We start from the raw sequence: 15,223 nt of genomic DNA, 5'->3' as shown, positions 1-15,223 counted from the left end.
TTTCCGGGGCAAAGCCAATAATGGGGGCATGAAATGCTTGCCTATATCGTCCGGCGATTGCTGATCGCCGTCCCAACGATCCTTTTGCTGATCGTTGCAAGTTTCTTTCTGATGCACTTCGCGCCAGGTGGGCCTTTCACCTCGGAGCGGCCACTGCCGCCTGCGGTTCTGGCCAATATCGAGGCGCGGTACGGGTTGGACCAACCGCTGTGGAAACAGCTGTGGGACTATCTGTACAACATCGTCGTGCATTTCGATTTCGGCCCGTCCTTTAAATTCAAGGACCGGGACGTGAATGACATCATCGCGCAGGGTTTCCCGATCTCGCTGACCTACGGTTCGCTTTCCTTCTTGGTGGCAACAACCGTCGGAGTCGCGCTGGGGATTGCCGCGGCGATCAAGCACAACAGCTGGATCGACTATTTCGCTGTTGGCTTGGGTATCGCAGCGCAGGCGCTGCCGAACTTCATCATGGGTCCGATCCTGATCCTGACCTTCACCTTGTGGCTGGGATGGCTGCCGGGCGGTGGCTGGAATGGCGGCCAGTGGCCGTACCTGATTATGCCCGTTATCGCGCTTGCGACTTCATACATGGGATCCATTGCGCGGATCACGCGGTCATCGATGCTTGAAGTTCTGAACTCGAACTTCATCCGCACGGCTCGCGCCAAGGGTCTGCCGACAAGAACCGTGATCTGGCGCCATGCACTGAAACCAACCTTGCTGCCCGTCGTGTCTTATCTGGGTCCGGTTTTCGTCTACGTACTGACGGGTTCGGTCTTTGTGGACATCTATTTTTCGACCGGTGGACTGGGGCAGGCCTATGTGGGGTCCGCGCTATCGCGTGATTACGCGGTGCTGTTGGGTGTCACGATCCTATATGGCGTCCTGACCGTACTCGTAAACCTGCTGACCGACCTGGCCTATGCCTGGTTCGATCCGAAAATCCGTTACTGAGGGGCTGGCAATGCTTGGTAAATCACAAAAAGCCGCCCACCTGGCCGAAGACATCACCGATTACACGGTCATTCAGGGGCGTTCACTGTGGCAGGACGCACGGATGCGTTTTGTTCGCAACAAGGCCGCCATGGCGAGCCTATTCATTCTGGCGATGATCGTGTTGTTCACGATCATTGGCCCCTACTTTGCCGTTTGGAGCAACGAGGAAATCGACTGGAACGTCATGGGCGACGTACGCGGCATGGGAATGCCGTCCGCAGAGACTGGACATTTCTTCGGCGTCGACGATCTGGGGCGCGATCTATACAGCCGCATCATTCAGGCGACGACGACATCGCTGCTGGTGGGTCTGATCGGTGCCGCGACCGCCCTGATCGTCGGTACATGTTACGGTATTGCCGCAGGGTATATCGGTGGCCGCACCGACGGTGTGATGATGCGCTTCGTCGATATCCTGCTGGCCATTCCAGCAACTCTGGTCATCATCCTTTTGCTGGTTGTCGCGGGTCGATCATTCGTCATGCTGTTCATCGCACTTGGTGCGGTTGGTTGGCTGACGATGGCACGAATTGTCCGGGGGCAAACCCTGACCCTGAAGAACCGAGAGTTTATCGAAGCTGCACGCGCAGCTGGGGTCAGCGAATTCACCATCATGTATCGCCATATCCTGCCCAACCTTCTTGGCGTGGTGATTGTGTATGCTTCGCTGCTGGTGCCTGAGATGATCCTGACCGAAAGTTTCATCTCGTTTCTCGGTCTTGGGATTTCCGAACCCTATACCTCTCTGGGTCGACTGATCGCCGAAGGGGCCGGGACGATGGGCTATGGCACGCTGTGGCAGTTGTTGTTCCCACTGACATTCTACGTCGCAATCATCATCACCATGTTCTTCATTGGTGACGGCTTACGTGACGCTCTGGACCCGAAGGATCGCTGATATGAGCCTGTTTTCCGTAAAAGACCTGAGCGTCCAGTTCAACACCGCCGACGGCGTTGTAGAGGCCGTCAAAGGCATCAGTTTTGACATCAATCCCGGCGAATGCCTGGGTATCGTGGGAGAAAGCGGGTCCGGCAAAAGCCAGACATTCATGGCCGCGATGGGCCTGCTGCCACCAGCCGGGCAGGCAACCGGTTCCGCCATGCTGAACGGTCAGGAAATTCTGAACCTGCCGGTGAACAAGCTGAACCAGATCCGTGGCGACGATGTCGGCATGATCTTCCAGGATCCCCTGACCGCCCTGACCCCGCACCTACGTATTGGCCAACAAATGCGCGAAGTCCTGCAGGTTCACGAAGGGCTGCAAGGTTCGGCTGCTCGGGCGCGCTGTCTTGAATGGCTCGACCGTGTACGCATCCCTGAGGCTAAACGGCGGCTGGACCAATATCCGCATGAGCTTTCTGGCGGCATGCGCCAGCGGGTCATGATTGCAATGTCCATGTTGTGTAATCCAAAGCTGTTGATCGCTGATGAACCTACAACGGCGCTGGATGTAACCGTTCAGGCCGACATTCTGGACCTGATGGTACGCCTGCAAAAGGACGAAGGCACCGCGATCGCGCTGATTACCCATGACATGGGTGTCGTGGCACGAATGTGCGATCGCGTTCAGGTCATGCGGCTGGGTCAATTCGTTGAGGCCGGCGAGACGCGCGAAATCTTCCGGGCGCCTAAACACGAATACACGAAGACTTTGCTGGCCGCGATGCCCCGCATCGACGCCGGTGACGCACCCAAGGCGCTGGAAAAAGTCGATGAGCCGCTGCTGAAAGTCGACGACGTCAAAGTGCACTTCCCAATCCACGTCTCGGGGGGTTTGTTCGGGCACAAAGTACCTTTGAAAGCCGTCGATGGTGTCAGTTTTGACATCCGCAAGGGCGAAACATTGGGAGTTGTGGGCGAGTCTGGTTGCGGAAAGTCCACTCTGGCACGGGCCGTCCTGCAGTTGATCGAACCCAGTGCGGGAAATGTCAGTTGGCTGGGTCATCCCATTGTCGGACTTAGAAGGGCCGAGTTGAACAAGTACCGCAAGGACTTGCAGATCGTGTTCCAGGATCCACTGGCCAGCCTTGATCCGCGTATGACCATCTCGGCCTCAATTGCGGAACCGCTGAAGACCTATCGCCCTGACCTGACAGAGCGGGAGCGCAAGAAGCTTGTCGCCGAAATGATGGAACGGGTCGGCCTGAAGGCCAATATGATCAACCGCTATCCGCACGAGCTTTCGGGCGGTCAGAATCAGCGCGTCGGCATTGCACGGGCGATGATCAACAAGCCCAAGCTGATCATCTGTGACGAGGCCGTGTCGGCGCTGGACGTGTCGATTCAGGCGCAGATCGTTGAACTGCTGCGCGAGTTGCAGCAGGAGTTCGGTCTGTCGATGATCTTTATCAGCCACGACCTCTCGGTTGTACGAGCAGTATCGAACCGGATCATGGTGCTGTATCTGGGACGGATCGTGGAACTGGGCGACGGAGAAGTGATCTGTTCTGATCCGATCCACCCCTACACTAAATCGCTGATCTCGGCCGTTCCAATTCCGGACCCGGACGTGGAGCGCAGCCGCACGCGCCTAAAACTGCCGGGCGAACTGCCCTCACCAATGGATCCGAAAGCCGCGTTGCGTTTCCTCCCAAGTCGTTTGGCGGTTGGTGAGAATGACTATGTTCCTCAGTTGAGTGAAGTGAAGCCTAATCATTTTGTGGCCGAGCACGACCCGCTCGAGGCGATCATGGCAAAGGCATAAAGCCGCCTGCTCCGAAGCAATTCACAGCCTTCGGGGCAGGTTCGTTTTTTGGGTGTTTCAGCGACTCCTTTTGTCTCCACATTGCATCCAATGTGCACATTTTCATCCATTTTAACCCTAAACTGGCAACCTATAAGGCTATGTCATAGCCAGCATGTGCAGAGCTTTTGACTTCCGATTTCAACGGTGGCACGATCTCTCCAAGTTGACCGACTTTGCCTAATTGCGTTGATTGTTCTAATCGCGCGCAATATGAGGTGGCGTCGACAAAACACTTTCATACGGATAAGACTTTTTGCTGAGAGGTAGCATGGCACGTAAGGTCACAAAGGCGGTTTTTCCGGTTGCGGGTCTTGGTACTCGCTTCCTGCCCGCGACAAAATCGGTACCTAAGGAAATTATGACCCTGGTCGATCGCCCGCTGGTTCAATACGCAATCGACGAAGCTCGGGCGGCCGGGATTACCGAATTCATTTTTGTAACGTCCCGCGGAAAGTCAGCGCTTGAGGACTATTTTGACCACAACCAAATCCTTGAACAAACGCTTAAGGAAAAAGGCAAAGACGACCTGTTGGAAACGCTAAATGCGACCAACATGGAAAGCGGGGCTATCGCCTATATCCGGCAACACAAAGCTTTGGGTTTGGGTCACGCCGTGTGGTGCGCACGCCGCCTGATTGGAGACGAACCATTTGCGGTCATGCTGCCCGACGACGTCATCGCAGGGGAAAAGCCCTGCTTGCAGCAGATGATAGAAGCCTATGAAGAAACCGGCGGCAATATGGTTGCCACCATGGAAGTTCCCCCGGAAAAGACAAGCTCTTACGGCGTTTTGGATGTGGGCGATAACATCGGAACAGCGGTGCGCGCGCGCGGCATGGTCGAGAAACCGAAACCCGAGGAAGCACCGTCCAATCTGGCGGTAATCGGTCGTTACATTCTGCGCCCATCGGTTCTGTACAACCTTAACCAGAACAAATTGGGCAGTGGCGGCGAGATTCAACTGACGGACGCAATCGCCGAAGATATCAGAAACGGTGTCCCGGTCTTCGGATACAAATTCGACGGCCAGCGGTTTGACTGCGGGTCCAAAGCAGGCTTCCTGCAGGCAACCGTCGCGTTTGCACTGGCGCGCGATGACCTTCGAGAGGATTTGCAGAAATACTTGCACGACTTTGTCGCCACGGGTCAGGCAGCCCAGTAACCAGGGATTGTGGCTTCGAAAACGAGGCAAACGGTATCGAATTAAGGGCAAACTGCAGGCATTGCAGTTTGCCCTTTTCTTTCGGTGTGGATCAAAGGCCCTGAGGTGATGGGACAGCCCTTCGCTTAGGCAAAATATTGGTACGACATTAACCGAGCGTTCGTCCCGGTCAGGCGGGGTTCATGTGAGGCGTGGCAGTCTGGCGCGCAACGCAATTGTCGATCCGACAACCAACGGAGAATGCCCTTTGTCCCAAAATTCGCCCAGATTGAACTTGCCATTCCTGCAACCGTCGCAAGCGCAAAAGCACGTCACGCATAACGAAGCCCTGAGACGCCTTGATCTGATCGTCCAGCTGAGTGTTGCGTCTACTGATGCCTCGGCGCCGCCCGCAGTTCCGGCGCAGGGTGAGCTTTATGCCCTTGGGTCGACGCCCTCCGGCGATTGGTCGGATCATGCGGGAGAACTTGCAGCTTGGTTAGACAATGGCTGGCATTTCATAGCGCCCAAATCGGGCTGGCGCGCGTGGGACCGGGAGAATAGTCGTCTGACAATTTGGGACGGGTCGGCATGGATCGAACCCCCGACCACGACGCAGAACCTGCCAGGCGTCGGAATTGCCACCGGGCACGACACGACCAATCGTCTGTCAGTGCGCGCGCCGGCAACCTTGCTAAGCCACGAGGGTGCCGGGCATCAACTGAAGATCAACAAGGCAAATGCCGGTGAGACTGCATCCCTTTTGTTTCAATCCAACTGGACCGGACATGCGGAAATGGGTCTGTCCGGTAGCACAGGCTTTTCCATCAAGGTCTCGCCGGATGGGAACAATTGGTCCGAAGCGTTGAGCTTTGATCCAACGTCCGGGGTGGCCTCTGGCACGGCCGTGCAAAACAGCGCAGAGGACACAACATCCGGCCGCCTGATGCGGGCTGACTATGGCTATGGGCCCGGAAATCTTTTGGGGGCGGTCACGCAAAGTGACGGAACCCCGACCGGCGCTGTGATTGAACGAGGAGTCACACCGAGTGGTGATTTCGTCCGATTTGCTGATGGTACCCAGATTTGCACCGCTTCACTGGATGCAACGACGTGCACAGACACAGAAGGTCCACTGTATGCAAGCTCGTCGGAAACATGGGTTTTCCCGGCTGCCTTTGCTACTGGCACCAACCCGGCAATCAGCGGCAGTGGGGGCGCGATCAACAGGTTTATGGGCTTTGATGAACCGTCCGAAACTCAGGTCGTGTACAAAGTTCTTTCGTCTGCTTCTGACGCGACGGCTTTACCTCCAACGGCCATAGCAATTGGCCGCTGGTTCTGATCCGCCAGACTGCCCGGATCTGTGTCCGGGCGGTCACTTCGCGCGAAGTTCTGCCTCGGGTTGCTCTAGAAACCAGGCATAGGTTTCGCGAATACCGTCTTCGATCCTGATAGTCGCGCGCCATCCCATGTCGGCCAGCCGGGAAACGTCCATCAGCTTTCGCATGGTACCGTCCGGCTTGCTGACGTCTTGCGTAATCCGCCCGGTGAACCCGGTGATCTTTGCAATCATCGCTGCCAGTTCCGCGATTGAGATATCTTCACCACATCCAACATTGATATGGCTCAGCATGGGTTGGGTATTTGCCTCATATGCAGCACTCGGTAGGTTCATTACGAACAAAGACGCCTCAGCCATGTCGTCAACATGCAGAAACTCGCGCCGGGGCTTACCTGTGCCCCAGATGATAACTTCTTCCAGCCCATTCCGCTGTGCCTCGTGAAATCGGCGGATCAGGGCGGGTAGGACGTGACTGTTTTCAGGGTGAAAATTATCGCCAGGTCCGTACAGGTTTGTCGGCATCACGGAACGATAGTCCACGCCGTGCTGCCGATTGTAGCTTTCACACAGCTTGATTCCGGCAATCTTTGCCACGGCATAGGGTTCGTTTGTCGGCTCTAGCACACCTGTCAGCAGGGCATCTTCGCGCATTGGCTGCGGCACAGCGCGCGGATAGATGCAGGAACTGCCCAATTGCAGCAGGTTTTTGACCCCCGCGGCAAACGCCTGATGGATCACGTTGCACTCGATCATCAGGTTTTTGTAAATGAAATCCGCCGGGTAGGTGTTGTTGGCATGGATACCGCCGACTTTAGCCGCCGCCAGAATGACAACGTCTGGGCGCTCGGCTTGCATGAAATCGGCGACAGCGGCTTGATTGGTCAGATCAAGTTCCGCATGGGTCCGAGTTACAAGTTGCAGCGCCTCACCTGATGCCTGACGGTCTTGCAAGCGACGCAGGATTGCGCCGCCGACCATGCCGCGATGCCCGGCGACGTAGATCTTGCGCATGCCCCCCGCCTCAGCCATTTTCCAGAGTGATCGGCAATTCGTACCCATGCTGTTTCAGCAAGGCATGCCGTTTGGCTGTCTTCAGGTCCTCGGTAATCATTTCAACGCACATCTGCTGAACCGTCAATTCCGGCTCCCATCCCAGTTTGTTTTTAGCGTTCGAAGGATCGCCAAGCAATGTTTCCACTTCGGCCGGGCGGAAATATTGCGGGTCGATGCGCATGATCACATCGCCGGGTTTCAATGCAGCTGCACTATCGCCCTCGACGGATTTGACCGTGGCGATTTCATCGACGCCTGTGCCTGAGAATTCAAGCGTCACACCCAGTTCAGCGGCAGACCATTCGATGAACTGACGCACCGAATACTGTACACCCGTTGCAATAACGAAGTCCTCGGGGGCGTCCTGTTGCAGCATCAACCATTGCATCCGGACGTAATCCTTGGCGTGCCCCCAGTCGCGCAAGCTGTCGATGTTGCCCATGTACAGGCAGCTTTCCAGACCTTGTGCAATGTTGGACAGACCACGGGTGATCTTGCGCGTCACAAAGGTTTCACCCCGGCGCGGGCTTTCGTGATTGAACAGGATGCCGTTGCAGGCATACATGCCATAGGCTTCGCGATAGTTGACGGTGATCCAGTAGGAATAAAGCTTGGCCACCGCGTAAGGGGAACGCGGATAAAACGGCGTTGTCTCGCGTTGCGGTGTCTCTTGAACCAATCCGTACAATTCGGACGTGGACGCCTGATAAAAGCGAGTCTTTTTCTCAAGACCCAGAAAGCGGATCGCCTCGAGCAGGCGCAAAGTACCGATCGCGTCCACATCGGCGGTATACTCGGGCGATTCAAAACTGACCGCCACGTGGGACTGTGCGCCAAGGTTATACACCTCGTCCGGCCGAACCTCTTGAATGATGCGCGTCAGGTTCGATGTATCGCTTAGGTCACCGTAATGCAGGTGCAGGCGCGGATTGGGCACATGTGGGTCCTGATATATGTGGTCAATTCGCTGCGTGTTGAACGAAGACGCACGGCGTTTGATCCCATGGACTTCATACCCTTTTTCCAGCAAAAGCTCAGCAAGATAAGATCCGTCTTGCCCTGTAATACCAGTCACCAATGCTGTTTTTGTCATAGCCACGATCCGAGAATTTCTGATTTGCTTTTCACAGCCTCAGAAACAGCAATATACCCCTGAATGCAACCCTGCGCCTCAGTCAGGCTTGATTCCACTTCAGTTGACCATCGTTTGCGCAAGCGCCTTAGGACGACGCATATAACGGTACCGAGCCTTTTGCACCTTCTTCCAGCGCTGCGCTTTGATCGCTGCGAACCCTGTCGTATAGCGCAAGCGCATCAGCAGAAAACAACTCGGTTGGCGGCTCGACATGAACAAAATTGCTTTGGCCGTCCTGCCCGCGCGCCAGCATGGCATAGTCTCGCTCGGCCACCAGTTGCTTGGCATTCGGGTTAAGATAGCGGATCGCAAGACCAATACGCCGGTCACCCGATTGATTGGGACCCGAACCGTGGATCGTCAGCCCGTGATGCAGAGACATCTGCCCCGGTGCCAATTCGATGTGGGTCTTGTCTTTCTCGGCAACATCCACCGCAACCTCTTGTCCGCGCGACAGAAGATTGGTGTCTGAATACGTGTCCTTATGGGGAAGGATCGGGTTCTTGTGGCTGGCGCGCACAAAATCCATACACCCACTTTCAACCGTTGCCGGCGACAACGCAATCCAGGCGGTGACCTGATCCGGGGTTTCACCCATACCCCAGTAGGTCAAATCCTGGTGCATCCCGACGGTATGGGCTGTGTGCGGCTCTTTAATGAAGAATTCAGCTGACCAGACCATGATATCCGGCCCCAATACACCCTCAACCACATCCAATACGCGGGGATCCGTCGCGACACGCGCCGCAAGCGGCATCACCAGATGTGCGTTGACCCGTTTATAGGTGTTCAACGGCAAGGGCAAATCCGCGTCAAGCCACTCCCGCTCAATCCGCTCAAGCTCAGCGCGGGTTTCGGCAGCCTCCTTTTCGGAAAAGATGGTCAGCGGAAAAAGAAACCCATCCCCCCAATATTTGTCGGATTGCGCCTGGCTAAGTACGACGTCGCGCGTTGGGGTGCTTTCAGACATCTGGCATACCTTCTTGAAAACTTGCTTTCCCAGAGTTTTACCCTGCGCTGCCCGCAGGGTGCTTATCCTACCTGCGACGATAAGTTCAGCTTAGCCTTTGGGGCAAGTCACCTCGCGTTTCATTTCTGAAACGCTTTCGTGCTTTCAAAACTCCGGCCGGATCCACACGGATCAGACCCTATGTTTAGATTGAGGGCCCGGCTAAACCCTCCCGGATCAAACGTGTCGCCGGAAAGCCAAAACCAGAGTTCACGTTTCAGCATCCCAGCTGAGCGAAAGCACCTATGCTGCCTACATTCACCAGCCCGCTACCATCGCCGCAGCGGATAACAAGGGTGTTCGGGTCTATCATCTCGGGCTGATCGCTATAGGCGATCAAGCCACTTCCCAGCACCGTATACAGCCCACCGGGCTGGGGTTCCGAGTAATAGCCCTGAACCTGAACAACGCCGACCGCACCGGCGAACAGCCCGACTTCTAGACGCTCGGCCATGATCCCGTCGCGTGTTGGCTGCCCGACGACCCGGACAAGATCACCCGGCGACAGATGTTGCGGCTCAAGCCCACTGACAACGCTCGCCCCGATCGCTGTTTGGGCCTGAGGGTCAGACCCAAGATATGTGCCGGACAACCGCGCCTGATGCCCAACGCTTGTCAGTTTTTCGATGTGTGAAGCGCGCACTGACTGACCTTGCCACAATCCGCTGATGGCGACCCAATCACCGATTTGAATGTCAATTGACCCTTCGTACACAACGTCCGTCCCAAGAGCCGACACCCTACCATCCTGCACGCTGGACACTGGTCCGACCAAAGGCAGGACCTGACGGATATGCTTTGCGTGCCACTCGCCATTTTCCTGCGCTACAATAATCGCAACAGTATGACCCGGTTTCAAATCGCCTGCAGAGATCAGAGGTACCGAGTCGGCCACCGGCATCTGGTCATCGAACAGAATATGCTGCCCATTTACATGGATGCTGCCCAGATGGGTGATCGTGCCCACGATACCGGTGCCGATAATGCCACCTTCTCGATCAGTTTCACCTTTGTCTTCGGCCTGAATCGGAGCAGGCAACCAAGACACCATGAATAACGCCGCGAGCACACGAAGAAACACACCCATGCTTACTCATCCTCTATCGGGTTTTTACTTTGCGCATTTTGCGGCGAGGGCAGGACAAAAGCGCCCGCTGCAAATCGACCACTGTGATCGCCATTACTGTCTTTATCCTGCAGCTCGCGGGCCAAGGAATTGATCTCTTGCAGCAGCCTTTGCGCTCTGTCTGACGAGAATAGACGCAACTCTTCAATCGATTCTGACGACAGATGAGAATACCGCACCGCACGGTCAAAATTGCGTAGGGCATCCGGTTCTGCCAGCAGGTTCTGTGTTGCCACTGCCAAATGCGCAGACAGCGTCGCCTCGTAGGCCGCCACTTGTTCAGTGCTTCCAGCAGAAGGAAGAAAGGCTTGGGACAACAGGCGAAGCTCGCCTTTTCCGACCTGTTCCACATTCTTTTGAACGACCAAGGTTTCCAGAACGGTACCTGGGGCCATGTCCACACGCGCGCGCCGCACCAGATCATCAAATCCCGGCCCAGTTTCGTCGCCTTTACGGCTTAGAATCCGAGGCGCGCCCAAGTCGTCCAGAAATTCGGGCGTCGTCGACCAATAGCTGATGACCAGTGCCGCCGCATTACAACTGCGCTTCAACGGGGCATCATCGTCGATGTGGCGTAGCCTTTTAACATCCTTGCGATGCAGACCCGTCAACAGACTGGCGCGACTGTCGCTTAGCTTTCCGTCTGTGCTTTGCTCAGCTGCCGTCAGCAAGGCCAGTTTTAGAGCTTCGGTCGCGGAGCCAAGCGTGACCCCATGCGCAACCATTGCCTGTGCCAGTGGGACCAGCAACGCAGACAGCGCGGTTTCAAGAGGAGGTTTGGGATCATTCGACATTTGGGAACTCGTCACGGATTGGTAGTTGATAACATTTTCCTAGAATTAACGAATTCAACGCTTTCGTGTTCAAAATGTGATCGAATATGACATCTAATGGGAATTTTTCCCATTATCACTAAGGTGTGACCCCTTCTTGAACTGGAGAATGCCATGCACCTCATCGCACCCGATCCCCAGACAAACTACCCCCCCCTATCTCAGACAGATCTAACTCGCACAAAAAAAACCAGGTGCGCTGGACGCGCTCAGCCCCGAAGATCAAGAACTGTTTCTATCCTTTGGCTGGGGGCCGCAGGTTCCGCCACGCCATGCCACTATCGCCGACGCGCTGCGCCAGTCGTTGCGAGACCAACCCGATGCCAACGCGGTGGAATGCGCGGACCATAACCTTAGCTACCGGGCGCTGGACGTAGCCTCGAACCGATTGGCAAATGTCATGCGCGCCCATGGCGTGAAACGCGGCGACGCGGTGTGCCTGTTCCTTCATCGTTCGGTCGAGATGGTCGTAGGTATCGTCGCCGCCATAAAGCTTGGGGCCGCCTATATTCCGCAGCATGTTGGTGTCGCGCCAACGGAAACCTTACGCCACGTTGCGAATGTAACTGGTGCAAAAATCATACTCGGCCTGAGCGAACTGGCAGACCAAATCCCCGTTGGATTGGATCAGACCCTGATCACCATTGATACGACGATGTTTGACCCGATGCTGGACGCACCGGCCCCCGGCCCTGCCTATCGGGCCAGCCCCGACGATTTGGCGATGATATTGTTCACGTCCGGCACAACCGGCGTACCAAACGGCGTACAAGTTAGCCATCGGAACCTGGCCAATATCTTGCTGACCGCCCCCGGGGATCTGGGGATGCGACCGGGCTTGCGGGTCGGACAGATCCTGTCGATCTCATTCGACATGGCAGCGTGGGAGATCCTTGGCGCTTTGTCCAATGGCGCAACTTTGGTGATCCGTGGCAAATCGATTCAGGAAACGGCCGAGAAGGTGGATGTTCTGATCGCCACGCCGTCGATCCTGAACGCACTGGACGACACCCGTTGCGCGCAGGTCAAAACAGCTGCCGTGGCAGGTGAGCCCTGTCCGCGCCCGCTGGCCGATCGCTGGTCTTCCTTTTGCACCTTCTACAATTCCTGTGGTCCGACCGAGACCACCATCATCAATACGGCGGAACCGCATCACCCCGACAAACCGGTTCTGTCGATCGGGCGCCCGACACCGAACAACACGGTCTATGTTCTGGACGACAACCTGCGCCCTTTGCCCATCGGCGAAAAGGGCGAGATGTGGGCCGGCGGCGATTGCGTCACAGCCGGTTACCTCGCCAACCCCAAACTGACGGCCGAGCGTTACCGACCCGACCCATTTCGACCGGGACATATGATGTTCCGCACCCGTGATCTGGGACGCTGGACGAAGACCGGTGAGTTAGAACATTTCGGGCGCGTTGACGACCTAGTCAAAGTACGGGGCTTTCGGGTTGAGCTGGACGGCGTTACATCTGCGCTTGAGGCCTCGCCCTGCTGTCAGCAGGCGGTGACGTTGCAATATGACAGCCGCAATCTGGTCAGCTTTATCTCACCGTCGTCGGCCTGCCCTAAGCAGGCGGCCCAATCCGTCTCAGATCGCTTGCCATATTACTGCAGCCCCGCCGTTGTGGTCCCGGTGGACACGTTGCCCCGCACTCCGCGCGGCAAGCTGGACAAGCGTCTTTTGCTGGATCTGGCGCGCAACCATATCGCGACAACTGGTGCGGAGTTGAACTGATGACGACGCAGACGACAAATCTAGACACAGGCGGCCTGAATTGGCGGCGGGTGACCCGCCACCCGGCCCTGATGGAATACCGCCGCCTAGTGATGCTTGTTGCATTGGTGAATCTGGCCGTCTTTGGGTTTGGATTGCGCGATGGGACTTGGTTCGCTGAGAATGCATTCACGCTCGGCCCAATTGCGGATATGGCGCTGATCAACCTCAGTGTTGGTATACTGATCCGACAACAGCGGGTGGTCAACGCCCTGTTCTGGCTGGCCACACGCATTCCCACATCGTGGCCACTGTGGATCCGTTGGGGGGCCGGCAAGGTGTTCCACTTTGGCGGGTTGCATTCCGGCGGCACCGTCACTGGGACCATCTGGTTCGGCTTTCTTCTGTTTGCGATAATTTGGAATCGCGCCAACGGAGCCACCCTACCCTCAAACCTGACACTGGGCCTGAGCGCGACAATGGTTGTCTTGATGACATTGATGGTGATTTCGGCCCTCGGCCCTATCCGCGCGCGGTTTCACAATGCGTTCGAGAAAACGCACCGCTTTGTCGGCTGGGCGGTTTTAGGATTGTTTTGGGCGCAGACGATCTCGATCACAAATGACATGGGGGGCATGTTGTTGCACAGCCCAGCCTTCTGGATGCTCTGCCTGATCACCTTGTCGATCCTGTCGCCGTGGCTGACACTGAAACGCGTCGATATCAGGATTGAAAAGCCGTCAAACCATGCGGTAATTGCGCATTTCGACTATGGGGATACGCCATTCCCCGGCAGCTCGAACGCGATCAGCCACACCCCGTTTGGCGAGTATCACTCATTCGCCAATATCCCCGCTCCTGACCGGTCCGGCTATCGATTGGCCATCAGCCGCGCCGGGGACTGGACCGGGCGCTTTATCGACAATCCGCCCAAGAAGGTTTGGGTCAAGGGCATCACCACATCCGGTGTCGCGCGGATCGAAGTGCTGTTCAAAAAGGTGGTGTATGTGGGCACCGGTTCGGGCATAGGGCCGATCCTGCCGCATCTGCTGGCCAAAGAGGTGCCGAACCGCCTGATCTGGTCCACCCGCAGCCCGCGCAAAACCTATGGTGACGCACTGGTGGATGAGATCGAGGCCAACACCGAGCAGCCCTTGATCTGGGACACGGACAAAGACGGCAAACCCAATCTGTCGGCCCTAGCCGTGCAAGCCGTTCGCGACAGTGGGGCTGAGGCGGTCATTGTGATCTCGAACCAAAAGCTGACCCGCAAGGTTGTGCATGACATGGAAAGCCTGGGCATTCCTGCCTATGGCGCAATTTGGGATAGCTGAGCATGTTTGAGACAATCGAAACCGAAACACGGGGGCGGGTCGCAACGATCCGCTTCAACCGTCCCAATCAGCTAAACGCGCTGAACACGCGGCTCATGCACGAAGTCCTGACCGCCGCCACCGAATTCGATAGGGACTCCGGCATCGGCTGCCTGATCCTAACAGGTAGTGACCGGGCCTTTGCTGCCGGAGCAGATATTGGCGAGCTTGCGGTGCAAAACTACGCGACAATGCAGGCAAGTGACTACTTTGCCGAATGGGATAGGTTTGCGGCGCTTCGCCTGCCCAAGGTGGCAGCGGTCAGTGGCTATGCCCTGGGCGGTGGATGTGAAGTTGCCCTGATGTGTGACGTCATTCTGGCCGCGGACACCGCGAAATTCGGCCAGCCCGAAATCAAAATCGGCTGCATTCCAGGGATTGGTGGCGCGCAAAGGCTTACGCGGTTAATCGGTCGTGCCAGAGCTATGGACATGATCTTGACCGGGCGCATGATTGACGCGCCAGAGGCCCTGCAGATGGGTCTGGTCAGTCGGGTTGTACCGCTGGATACCTTATCGGACACCGCGCAAGAGGTGGCCGAGACCATTGCAGATTACGCTGATGATATTGTCGGTATGGCGCGCACCTGCGTAAACATGGCCGACCAGAGCACACTTGAATCGGGTGTGCGGTTCGAGCGGCAGATGTATCACGCGCTTTATGGATTGCCGGCCCAACAAGAAGGCATGAATGCCTTTCTGGAAAAGCGAAAACCGCAGTTCAGGCGCAGGACCCAGTGACC

13 protein-coding genes are annotated in these 15,223 nt (G+C 56.5%); 8 read left to right on the top strand and 5 right to left on the bottom strand.

Annotated features, from left to right (window positions below; all coding sequences use genetic code 11):
* The first annotated feature begins 33 nt into the window (after positions 1 to 33).
* The 5 genes from oppB to DK510_RS03760 all read left to right on the top strand — a co-directional run bounded on the left by oppB (position 34) and on the right by DK510_RS03760 (position 6,232).
* Positions 34 to 957: an oligopeptide ABC transporter permease OppB gene (gene oppB, locus DK510_RS03780; RefSeq protein WP_058277210.1), complete on the top strand. Its 924-nt coding sequence runs from the start codon at positions 34 to 36 to the stop codon at positions 955 to 957.
* Positions 958 to 967: 10 nt separating this feature from the next.
* The gene (locus DK510_RS03775) at positions 968 to 1,897 is read left to right on the top strand and encodes an ABC transporter permease subunit (protein WP_058274595.1); all 930 of its coding nucleotides are present in this window, start codon (positions 968 to 970) and stop codon (positions 1,895 to 1,897) included.
* A 1-nt stretch (position 1,898) separates the two neighbouring features.
* A complete protein-coding gene (locus DK510_RS03770; RefSeq protein ID WP_109310968.1) occupies positions 1,899 to 3,704 on the top strand; it encodes an ABC transporter ATP-binding protein in 1,806 nt (601 codons plus the stop codon).
* Positions 3,705 to 4,014: 310 nt separating this feature from the next.
* A complete protein-coding gene (gene galU, locus DK510_RS03765; protein ID WP_109310967.1) occupies positions 4,015 to 4,908 on the top strand; it encodes a UTP--glucose-1-phosphate uridylyltransferase GalU in 894 nt (297 codons plus the stop codon).
* A gap of 184 nt (positions 4,909 to 5,092) precedes the next feature.
* Positions 5,093 to 6,232, top strand: coding sequence for a DUF2793 domain-containing protein (locus DK510_RS03760; RefSeq protein ID WP_234998882.1), 1,140 nt, complete (start codon positions 5,093 to 5,095; stop codon positions 6,230 to 6,232).
* A gap of 33 nt (positions 6,233 to 6,265) precedes the next feature.
* On the opposite strand, the gene DK510_RS03755 is transcribed toward DK510_RS03760, so the two are convergent.
* The 5 genes from DK510_RS03755 to DK510_RS03735 form a co-directional block, all read right to left on the bottom strand.
* The gene (locus DK510_RS03755; protein ID WP_109311183.1) at positions 6,266 to 7,243 is read right to left on the bottom strand and encodes a GDP-L-fucose synthase; all 978 of its coding nucleotides are present in this window, start codon (positions 7,241 to 7,243) and stop codon (positions 6,266 to 6,268) included.
* Positions 7,244 to 7,253: 10 nt separating this feature from the next.
* Positions 7,254 to 8,378 (bottom strand): GDP-mannose 4,6-dehydratase, encoded by a 1,125-nt coding sequence (gene gmd / locus DK510_RS03750; protein WP_109310966.1) that lies wholly within the window; start codon positions 8,376 to 8,378, stop codon positions 7,254 to 7,256.
* A gap of 127 nt (positions 8,379 to 8,505) precedes the next feature.
* The gene (locus DK510_RS03745; protein ID WP_109310965.1) at positions 8,506 to 9,390 is read right to left on the bottom strand and encodes a phytanoyl-CoA dioxygenase family protein; all 885 of its coding nucleotides are present in this window, start codon (positions 9,388 to 9,390) and stop codon (positions 8,506 to 8,508) included.
* A 256-nt stretch (positions 9,391 to 9,646) separates the two neighbouring features.
* A complete protein-coding gene (locus tag DK510_RS03740) occupies positions 9,647 to 10,516 on the bottom strand; it encodes a DUF5666 domain-containing protein (RefSeq protein WP_109310964.1) in 870 nt (289 codons plus the stop codon).
* Positions 10,517 to 10,518: 2 nt separating this feature from the next.
* The gene (locus tag DK510_RS03735) at positions 10,519 to 11,349 is read right to left on the bottom strand and encodes a DUF6502 family protein (RefSeq protein WP_109310963.1); all 831 of its coding nucleotides are present in this window, start codon (positions 11,347 to 11,349) and stop codon (positions 10,519 to 10,521) included.
* Positions 11,350 to 11,692: 343 nt separating this feature from the next.
* On the opposite strand from DK510_RS03735, the gene DK510_RS03730 reads away from it, so the two are divergent.
* From DK510_RS03730 to DK510_RS03720, 3 genes are read left to right on the top strand one after another with little or no spacing between them, the layout of a single operon-like run.
* Positions 11,693 to 13,129, top strand: coding sequence for an amino acid adenylation domain-containing protein (locus DK510_RS03730; RefSeq protein WP_234998880.1), 1,437 nt, complete (start codon positions 11,693 to 11,695; stop codon positions 13,127 to 13,129).
* Positions 13,129 to 14,442 carry a hypothetical protein gene (locus tag DK510_RS03725; protein ID WP_109310961.1) on the top strand — a complete coding sequence of 438 codons (1,314 nt, stop codon included), beginning with the start codon at positions 13,129 to 13,131 and terminating at the stop codon, positions 14,440 to 14,442. The genes DK510_RS03730 and DK510_RS03725 overlap by 1 nt, the downstream gene beginning before the upstream one ends.
* A gap of 2 nt (positions 14,443 to 14,444) precedes the next feature.
* Positions 14,445 to 15,221, top strand: a complete 777-nt coding sequence (locus DK510_RS03720; RefSeq protein ID WP_109310960.1) for an enoyl-CoA hydratase-related protein — start codon at positions 14,445 to 14,447, stop codon at positions 15,219 to 15,221.
* Positions 15,222 to 15,223: the final 2 nt, after the last annotated feature.

Source organism: Ruegeria sp. AU67 (genome assembly GCF_900312795.1).
GTDB classification, from domain to species: domain Bacteria; phylum Pseudomonadota; class Alphaproteobacteria; order Rhodobacterales; family Rhodobacteraceae; genus Ruegeria; species Ruegeria atlantica.
This window is presented reverse-complemented; position numbering and strand designations above follow the sequence as displayed.

Excerpts from the sequence above, each read along its gene's own strand:
- oppB (WP_058277210.1), top strand. The coding sequence starts at position 34 with ATGCTTGCCTATATCGTCCGGCGATTGCTGATCGCCGTCCCAACGATC.
- DK510_RS03755 (WP_109311183.1), bottom strand. The coding sequence starts at position 7,243 with ATGCGCAAGATCTACGTCGCCGGGCATCGCGGCATGGTCGGCGGCGCA.
- DK510_RS03735 (WP_109310963.1), bottom strand. The coding sequence starts at position 11,349 with ATGTCGAATGATCCCAAACCTCCTCTTGAAACCGCGCTGTCTGCGTTG.
- DK510_RS03725 (WP_109310961.1), top strand. The coding sequence starts at position 13,129 with ATGACGACGCAGACGACAAATCTAGACACAGGCGGCCTGAATTGGCGG.
- galU (WP_109310967.1), top strand. The coding sequence starts at position 4,015 with ATGGCACGTAAGGTCACAAAGGCGGTTTTTCCGGTTGCGGGTCTTGGT.
- DK510_RS03740 (WP_109310964.1), bottom strand. The coding sequence starts at position 10,516 with ATGGGTGTGTTTCTTCGTGTGCTCGCGGCGTTATTCATGGTGTCTTGG.
- DK510_RS03720 (WP_109310960.1), top strand. The coding sequence starts at position 14,445 with ATGTTTGAGACAATCGAAACCGAAACACGGGGGCGGGTCGCAACGATC.
- DK510_RS03770 (WP_109310968.1), top strand. The coding sequence starts at position 1,899 with ATGAGCCTGTTTTCCGTAAAAGACCTGAGCGTCCAGTTCAACACCGCC.
- DK510_RS03745 (WP_109310965.1), bottom strand. The coding sequence starts at position 9,390 with ATGTCTGAAAGCACCCCAACGCGCGACGTCGTACTTAGCCAGGCGCAA.
- DK510_RS03775 (WP_058274595.1), top strand. The coding sequence starts at position 968 with ATGCTTGGTAAATCACAAAAAGCCGCCCACCTGGCCGAAGACATCACC.
- gmd (WP_109310966.1), bottom strand. The coding sequence starts at position 8,378 with ATGACAAAAACAGCATTGGTGACTGGTATTACAGGGCAAGACGGATCT.